The sequence below is a fragment of the Nocardiopsis oceani genome, from assembly GCF_054777395.1.
In genome coordinates, this window is the sequence record NZ_BAAHAR010000002.1 from 211194 (window position 1) to 217567 (window position 6374).

Annotated in this window: 7 protein-coding genes and 1 pseudogene; 4 read left to right on the forward strand and 4 right to left on the reverse strand. The window is 70.1% G+C overall.

Annotated elements, in window-relative coordinates; translation table 11 throughout:
• Positions 1 to 8: 8 nt before the first annotated feature.
• Together ACYVDG_RS01950 and ACYVDG_RS01955 are read right to left on the reverse strand one after the other, a co-directional pair.
• Positions 9 to 590, reverse strand: a complete 582-nt coding sequence (locus ACYVDG_RS01950) for an NUDIX domain-containing protein (RefSeq protein WP_460746238.1) — start codon at positions 588 to 590, stop codon at positions 9 to 11.
• Positions 591 to 760: 170 nt separating this feature from the next.
• Positions 761 to 3253, reverse strand: coding sequence for an HAD-IC family P-type ATPase (locus ACYVDG_RS01955; RefSeq protein ID WP_460746262.1), 2493 nt, complete (start codon positions 3251 to 3253; stop codon positions 761 to 763).
• 359 nt (positions 3254 to 3612) lie between these two features.
• Between ACYVDG_RS01955 and ACYVDG_RS01960 the strand changes: the two genes are divergently transcribed.
• The gene (locus tag ACYVDG_RS01960) at positions 3613 to 4392 is read left to right on the forward strand and encodes an NRDE family protein (protein ID WP_460746242.1); all 780 of its coding nucleotides are present in this window, start codon (positions 3613 to 3615) and stop codon (positions 4390 to 4392) included.
• A 70-nt stretch (positions 4393 to 4462) separates the two neighbouring features.
• On the opposite strand, the gene ACYVDG_RS01965 is transcribed toward ACYVDG_RS01960, so the two are convergent.
• The gene (locus ACYVDG_RS01965) at positions 4463 to 4873 is read right to left on the reverse strand and encodes a RidA family protein (protein ID WP_460746243.1); all 411 of its coding nucleotides are present in this window, start codon (positions 4871 to 4873) and stop codon (positions 4463 to 4465) included.
• 82 nt (positions 4874 to 4955) lie between these two features.
• Between ACYVDG_RS01965 and ACYVDG_RS01970 the strand changes: the two genes are divergently transcribed.
• The 3 genes from ACYVDG_RS01970 to ACYVDG_RS01980 all read left to right on the forward strand — a co-directional run bounded on the left by ACYVDG_RS01970 (position 4956) and on the right by ACYVDG_RS01980 (position 6252).
• Complete coding sequence (locus ACYVDG_RS01970) at positions 4956 to 5330, forward strand: winged helix-turn-helix transcriptional regulator (protein WP_460746245.1); 375 nt, start codon at positions 4956 to 4958, stop codon at positions 5328 to 5330.
• A 29-nt stretch (positions 5331 to 5359) separates the two neighbouring features.
• On the forward strand, positions 5360 to 5782 hold the full coding sequence (locus tag ACYVDG_RS01975; protein ID WP_460746248.1) for a hypothetical protein: 423 nt from the start codon (positions 5360 to 5362) through the stop codon (positions 5780 to 5782).
• Between the two features lie 158 nt (positions 5783 to 5940).
• Entirely contained in the window at positions 5941 to 6252 is a 312-nt protein-coding gene (locus ACYVDG_RS01980; RefSeq protein WP_460746251.1) for a hypothetical protein, read from the forward strand.
• Between the two features lie 19 nt (positions 6253 to 6271).
• Here ACYVDG_RS01980 and ACYVDG_RS01985 read toward each other — a convergent pair.
• Positions 6272 to 6374, reverse strand: a pseudogene (locus ACYVDG_RS01985) (IS982 family transposase); the annotation flags it as partial.

The window sequence follows — 6374 nt, forward strand, 5'->3', positions numbered from 1 at the left end:
GACGGAGGTCAGGCTCTGGCGGCCTCGCGCTTGAACGCCTCCCGGCTGGTCGCCAGGGTCTGGGAGATCTTCGCCGCCAGGCGGGCCGAAGGGACGTCGGTGTGCGGGCGCCACGCGAGGGCCCCGGAGACACCGCTCGCGGGCACCGCGGCCGCGTTCGACCGGTACAGGTGCAGGAAGGTGAAGTGCAGGTGTTCGGGCTCGCCCCGGTCCGACTCCGGCGCGAGGCGGACGTCCAGGTCCAGCGGGAGCGGGTCCGACGCGGACTCGACCTGCTCGGGTGCGATCCCGGTCGCCTCCAGCAGCCGGCTCAGCGACGCCTCGTCCAGCGCGCCGTCCCCGTCGGAGAGGTGTCCGCCCGGCAGACGCCAAGGGCCCTCTTCCCCCGCACGGACCATCAGCACCCGCCAGCACGGGTCGAGCACCACGGCCCCCGAGGTCACGTGTCCCACGCGGAACTCCTTGGGGGAGGAGAGCTCGTGCTCGTCGTCCAAGGCCCGCACCAAGGGACCGGCCGCGTCGGCTTCCTTGGGAAAGCGCTCAAGGTAGCCGTCCAGCACGGCTCGGATGTGCGCGTTCGGGATGCTCAATGTAGCTCCTGTCGATCCAGACACGTGGCGCACCCAGGATGGCGGTCGGTGTGGGCGTTGAACAGTTCCCACGCTGGTCCTCCGCTGAACGGCGCCGAGGTGGGAACCGGGCTCGGAGCCGGGCAGCGAAGCGCCCGCCGCGGTTCCGCGACGGGCGCCATCCACCCTGCTCAGGAAGGTGTCCGGGTGGAAGATCGCTCCTCCGACTCCTTCTCAGCGGCCCTGGCCTCCGACCGGGCCAGCATCCGGTCGTCCACCACCCGGATCACCGTGATCGCCCCGATCGCCACGCCCGCGACGGCGAGCGCTGTGAGGACCTTCGCCGGGTCGCTCACGTCCAGGGCGAAGAACCACTGCCCCCACGGCGTCACCATGGCGAGTGTCAGGATCCCGACCATGGACCCGACCAGCACCACCTTCCACCACACATACGGCTTGGCCACCAACAGCAGCACCCACAGCGTGGTCGCGCACAGCGTGATCACCACCGCCGTCCGGTCCGCGGGGTCGGGCACCGTCCGCCCGCCCAGCACCAGCAAGTAGGTCGTCACCGCGGCCAGCCCCGCCACCATCCCCGAGGGGACCGCCAGCCTCAGTGTGCGCAGAACGAACCCGGGCCGGGCGATGTCGGTGTTGGGCGCCAGGGCCAGGAAGAACGACGGGATACCGAAGGTGACGGCGTTGATCAGCGTCGCGTGCCGGGGAAAGAACGGGTAGGCGACGGCCAGGGAACCCACGATGATCGCGAGCACCATCGTGTACACCGTCTTGGTCAGGAACAGGCTGGCCACCCGCTCGATGTTGCCGATCACCCGCCGACCTTCGGCGACCACGCGGGGCAGCACCGCGAACCGGTTGTCCAAGAGCACGAGCTGGGCCACGGAACGGGAGGCGGGGCTGCCCGAGCCCATCGCCACCCCGATGTCGGCCTCCTTCAGCGCCAGCACGTCGTTGACACCGTCACCGGTCATCGCCACCGTGTGCCCGCGGTCGCGCAGGCCACGCACCATGTCGCGCTTGCGCTCGGGCGTCACCCGGCCGAACGACGAGTGGTCCTCCACCTCACGGGACAGCTGCTCGGGGTCCTCGGACAGCTCCCGGGCGTCCAGCGGCCGGTCCGCACCGCCGAGGCGCAGTTCCCGGCCCACGGCGCCGACCGACGCGGCGTGGTCGCCGGAGACGATCTTGACGGCCACACCCTGGTCGGAGAAGTAGTCCAGGGTCGGTCCGGCGTCCTCGCGGACCCGCTGGTCCAGCACCACCAGGGAGACCGGCCGCACCGTGCCCGGGGCTCCGTCGTCGTCCACCCGGACCGAGGCGCGGGCCAGCAGCAGCACACGCAGACCCTGCGCCCCCAGCCGGGCCGCCTCGGCGGCGGCAGGCGAGTCGGATTCGGCAAGGACGTCGGTCGCGCCCAAGACCCAGTGCTCCTCACCGGCGGGCGTCAGCAGGCTCGCACCGCTCCACTTGCGCGCCGACGAGAACGGGGCCAGCGCCGTCACACTCCAGTCCGGCGCCTTCTGTCCAGTGGCCGCACACCCCTCGGAGATCGCGGTCATGCTGGGGTTCGGGTCCGGATCGCTGTCCGCCAGCGCGGCCAGCACCCGGGTCGGGGCGACCCGGGCCCGGCCGTTGCCGTTGGTCTGCCCGCCCAGGTCACGGACCTCGGCGAGCTTCATGCCGACCTCGGTCAGCGTGCCCGTCTTGTCGGTGCACACCACGTCCACCCGGGCCAGACCCTCGATCGCGGGCAGCTCCTGCACCAGGCACTTCTGCTTGCCCAACCGGATCACACCGACCGCGAAGGCGATGCTGGTCAGCAGGATGAGCCCTTCGGGGATCATCGACACCAAGGCCGCCACCATGCCGCGCAGCGCGTCGGCGAACGGCCCCGAAATGCCGCTCGTGGCCGAAGGATCCAGCGCGACCTCGCCGTTCATGAACAGTTGGCTGTAGATCAGCAGGCCGCCGATCGGGAACAGCGCGTACGTGATCCAGGTCAGGATCGTGTTGATCCCCGAACGCAGCTCCGAACGCACCAGCGAGAACCGGCTCGCCTCCTCGGCCAGGCGCGCCGCGTACGCGTGACGCCCGACCTTGGTGGCCCGGAACCGCCCGGCCCCGGACACCACGAAGCTGCCCGACATCACCGTGTCCCCGGGCTGTTTGAGCACCGGGTCGGCCTCGCCCGTCAGCAGGGACTCGTCGACCTCCAGGCCGCCGGCCCAAGTGACCTCGCCGTCCACGACGATCTGGTCGCCGACCCCGACTTCCACGACCTCGTCCAGGACGATCTCCTGGGTGGCCACCCGCACGGTGGCGCCGTCGCGCACCACCCTCGGGCGCGCGGCGTTGACGATCGCGAGCTTGTCCAGGGTGCGTTTGGCCCGCAGCTCCTGGATGATGCCGATCAGCGTGTTGATCACGATGACCAGCGCGAAGAGCCCGTCCTGGATCGGCCCGATCACGGCGATGATCGCGAACAGCACCGCGATCATCGCGTTGATCCGGGTGAAGACGTTGCCGCGGATGATCTGGCCGACACTGCGGCTCGCCCGCACCGGCACGTCGTTGGTCCGGCCGCTGGCGATCCGCTCGGCGACCTCCTCGCGGGACAGCCCCGGTTCGAGGGGCGGTGCCGTCAGGACCGACGGGGCTGGCACCCGGCCGGTCGCTGTGGAGGTCGGACCCGGCTCGGTCCGGTCGGCTTCTTCGGGCAAGGAAGGCTCCTGGTCGGGCAAGGAAAGCGAAGGGGGAACGTTCCGAACGCGGACTCCGCGCGGACGGATCCCGAAGTCAACGCACACAAGCGCTGAGAGAAACCAGGGTAGAGGAGTTTCCACGGTTGCACCCTGGGCCTGACCCTTCTTTTGACCAGGGGTGCAGCCTTCCCCCCGGTCGGGGTGCCAGGTAGCGGGCTCCGAGGACCAGGGTTCGTGCCCGAATCCCGGAGTGCGCCAAGCATGGTGTGACCCGCCACCGTAGAGTCCTTGTCAAGGGACCCGAAACGCGTGGGGGACAGATGTGCACGGTCATCGTCGGCTTCGACCCGAGCGCCAGGACACCGCTGGTCATGGCGGCGCTCCGGGACGAGATGCGCGCGCGCCCCTGGGACGGGCCCGCGCGCCACTGGCCGGAGCGGCCGGAGCTGCTGGGGGGACGCGACCGCCTGGCGGGCGGTACCTGGCTGGCTGTGGAAACGGGCCGTGAACGCGTGGCCGCCCTGCTCAACGGCTGGCCATGGGACGGCCGCATGCCTTGGGAGGGCACCTACCCCGCGAGCCGGGGCGATCTGCCCCTGCGTGCCCTGGCCAGGCAGCACCGCGACGCCTTGGCGGGTGAGGACCCCACCAGGTTCGCGCCCTTCCACCTCCTTGACGCCGACCACCACAGCGCCACCCTGTACAGCTGGGACGGGCGGTGCCTGGACACCAGGTCCCTGCCCCAGGGGGTGACCACCATCGTGAACACCGGCCTGGACCCCGCCGATCCCCGCGCGGCCCGCCACACCCCCGAGTTCGCTGGCACCCGCCCGGACCCGGACCTGTCCACCACCAAGACCCTCGATGCGTGGGGGGAGTGGCCGCGCCTCATCACCGAGGCCGCCAACACCGAACCGCGCTCCGCGGGCACCGGTACGTCCGGAGACCCCTCCGGCCTGATCGCCCACGCGGACTTGGGCGACGGCCAGGTCTGGGCCACCGGTTCGGTCACCCTGATCGCTCTGGACCGCGACACGGTCCGCTACGCCTTCACCGAGACCCCGGCCGACCCTGAGGCCTGGCGGATGATCGAGGTCTGAGCAGCCTGGCCGGGTGTCGGCGGCCCGGGCCCGCCGGAACCCGGCGCCGGCCCCGGCCAATGGTGAGCGACTATTCGAGAACGGCGAACGCCTCGACTTCCACCAGCACGTCGGGCTCGAACAGGTAGTCGACACCGATGAGGGACACGGGCGGCCACGGGCGCGGAAGCCCCAACTCGTCGGCGACGCGGTCGATCCCGGCGAGGAAGGCATCCATCTTCTCGGGCTTCCACGCCGTGGCGAAGAACCGCAGGCGCACGACATCGGAGAAGCCGGCCCCGGCGCCGTTGAGCCCGCGCGCGGTGTTGCGCAGGGCCTGGGCGACCTGGCCGGTCAGGTCGCCCTCCGCCACGGGCTCACCCGCCGCGTCGCGGGCGATCTGGCCTGCCACGTGCACCTGGCGGGTGCCGGTGCCGATCGAGACATGGTGGTAGGGGACAGGTTGGAACATGCCCTCGGGGGAGAGCAACTGCACGGTCATGCCGGGTTCCCTTCGTTTGCCATCTGATAGGTATCCAATGTCTACTAGGTGCATAGAGGGAACTTCAACGGAACCAGGTGTCATGCGGGAAACCACCCACTCAGAACCCGAGTACTCCCAGGTCACCGCGGCCCACCGCGAGCTGCTGGACCAGGTGCTCGACAAGTGGTCATTGCACGTACTCGACAAGCTGTGCGAGAGGCCCCTGCGCTTCAACGGTCTGCGCCGCGCGATCCCGGCCGTGACGCAGAAGTCGCTCACTGCTACGCTGCGGCGCCTCGAACGCAACGGGATGGTCGAGCGCGTCGTCACGAGCACGCGCCCCGTCGCCGTCGAGTACCGGATCACGCCCCTCGGGAAAACGCTCCAGGACCTCATCGACGCGCTCCTGCACTGGACCACCGACCACATGCCCAGCGTCGAGCGCGCCCGCGCGCGATTCGACGAAGGAGCCTGACTGTCGGTGGCGCGTTCTAGCTTCGGGGTATGACTCAGCGAACCGTGGCGCAGAAGATGGGGATCAGAGAAGGCAGCAGGGCTCACCTGGTCGGGGCTCCTGACGGGGTGCTCGCCGGGCTCCGGCTCCCGGAGCTGGACCTACCCGGCGAGCTCACCGGCCCATTCGACTACCTGCACCTGTTCACCACCGGGCAGCGGCAACTCCGAGAGGGATTCCCCGAACTCAGGGACCACCTGCGCCCGAGCGGGATGCTGTGGGTGTCCTGGCCCAAGGGCCGCCGGTACGGCACCGACCTCGATATGAAGAGCGTCATCGCCATCGGCTACGACCTCGGGATGGTCGAGAGCACCTGCTTGCGCGTCGACGAGGTCTGGGCGGGGCTGAAGTTCACGTGGCCCAAACCGGGAAAGGTCTACCGCAACAGCTACGGCACCCTGCCCGGGCAGTGAACGCGTCCGTAAACCGGGGCTATAGCCCGGCTGGGGCGGGACCAGGGGCCCTGATCGGGGGCCGTTGACCAAAAGTTTTTCGAAAGCGCATCATAGTCGGGCTACGGGAGCGTCTCACCGAGGAAAGCAGTTCAACGAACCACCGAGGAAACCCCATGATGAGCGCCCACTCCGTTCCCACGCCCGCCCCCCGTCCGTTGGGTGACCCCGCTGACCTGGTGGGGCAGTGGGTTCGGGTGTATGACGACGGAACCGTCGGGTTGCTGCTGGCCGCCGACCACACGGGTTGGACCCTGAGGACGCCCACCGGTATCAGCACCGGAGAGGGCCGCCTGGCCGCCGAGCCGGTCACCACCCGCAGCGAGGCCCGTCCCGTCCGCCGACGCCTGCGCGCCGTCATGGAGGACCCCGCGTTCCCCGGCGCCGCCGACCTCGACCTGCTCGACGTCCAGCTCGCCGCCCACCCCTAGATGATTGAGTCCGATGTCTTCAGTGGTCGTAGGCGATCAGGGACCGCTTGACGGGGGCGTTGGTCTCCCAGTTGTGCCAGATCGCCGCGGCCATGGCCAGCAGGCGCTGTGCGGTACGGGCG